This is a genomic window from Borborobacter xinjiangensis (genome assembly GCF_047739745.1).
GTDB lineage: Bacteria > Pseudomonadota > Alphaproteobacteria > Rhizobiales > Rhizobiaceae > Pseudaminobacter.
Genome location: NZ_JBLLVA010000082.1, coordinates 1 through 1,265, shown reverse-complemented (window position 1 = coordinate 1,265; position 1,265 = coordinate 1). Strand labels below are relative to the sequence as shown.

General features: G+C 65.7%; 1 protein-coding gene. It reads right to left on the bottom strand.

Going from position 1 to position 1,265, the window contains the following annotated elements; translation table 11 throughout:
• Window positions 1-1,148 (bottom strand): ABC transporter substrate-binding protein (locus ACLKMW_RS26415; RefSeq protein WP_415727498.1); only part of this gene is annotated, 1,148 nt, incomplete at its 3' end.
• Window positions 1,149-1,265 lie beyond the last annotated feature (117 nt).

The window sequence follows — 1,265 nt, the reverse complement described above, 5'->3', positions numbered from 1 at the left end:
TGCTCGAAATAGGCGGCGACGATCTCGGCGCTGCGCACGAACGGTCCCTGCGGCGGCACCTTGATGGTGGCCTCGAAGCCGTTCGGGTAGCCGGCCTCGGCAAGCAGCGCCTTTGCCGCCTCGGGGTCGTAGGCGTTGACGGCGGTGGTGTCGACATAGGCCGGATGGTTGGTCGAGAAATGCGCCCCGATCGGCTTGCCGAAGCCGTACTCGGCCCCGTCCACCACCGCTTGGCGGTCGACCGCCTTGGCCATTGCCCGCCGCACCAGCACATTGTCGAACGGCTTGCGGCGGCTGTTGAGGCCCATGATAATCTCGAATTCCGATGCGCCTTCCATCACGACGAGATCCGGGTTCGCACGGAACTGTTCCAGGCTTTCGGGCGAGGAGAACAGCGGGAAGAAGTCGACATCGCCGGCCTGCACCGCCGCCACCTGCGCCGACGGATCCTCGACCAGCTTGAAGGTCACCGTCTCCAGCTTCACCCGCGCCGGCTCGCGGTAGGCCGCGTTGCGCGTCAGCGTCACCGCCGCGCCGCGCTCCCACGACTTCAGCTTGAACGGCCCGGTGCCGACCGGGTTGGCGGCGTTGCCGGCCGCCGTCTCCGGCGCCACGATCGCCGACACACCCCAAGCGAGCTTCTGCAACAGCAGCGAGTTCGGCTCCGACAGATGCAGCACCACGGTATGCGGGTCGGGCGTCTCGATCTTTTCCATCAAGGCAAAATAGGCCTTCTCCGGATTGGTGCTGTCGGCTGCGCCATTGCGTTCGAAGGTCCATTTGACGTCGGCGGCGTCGAAGGCGCTGCCGTCGGAGAACTTCACTCCTTCAAGCAGCTTGAAGGTGTAGGTCTTGCCGTCGGCCGAGATCTCCCAACTCCTGGCCAGTCCCGGCGCCAGCGAGCCGTCCTCGTTGAAGCGGGTCAGCCCCTCGAAGATGTTGCCGAGGGTGACCAAGCCAATGATGGCGCCCTGCCTTATCGTCGGATCGAGGCCGGGAATGTCCTCGCGCACGCCGATCGTCACCGCATCGCGCGCCTGCGCCAAGGCCGGTGCGCCGCCAAAGCCGAGCGCCAGCAGCGCCCCCGTCAAAGTCGACAACAGCACGCCGCGCCGGCGCACCGGCGCGCTCTCCAAAATCGAGCCCATGTGACTTGGTCCTCCGTTGAGGCGGCCCCCTCAGGCCGCGAGCTCCCACTGCTCAGGAGGTGCATTTGTTGATTGGTTTGGACTTATTGCACCTCTTCATCCGCATCGTATGAACGG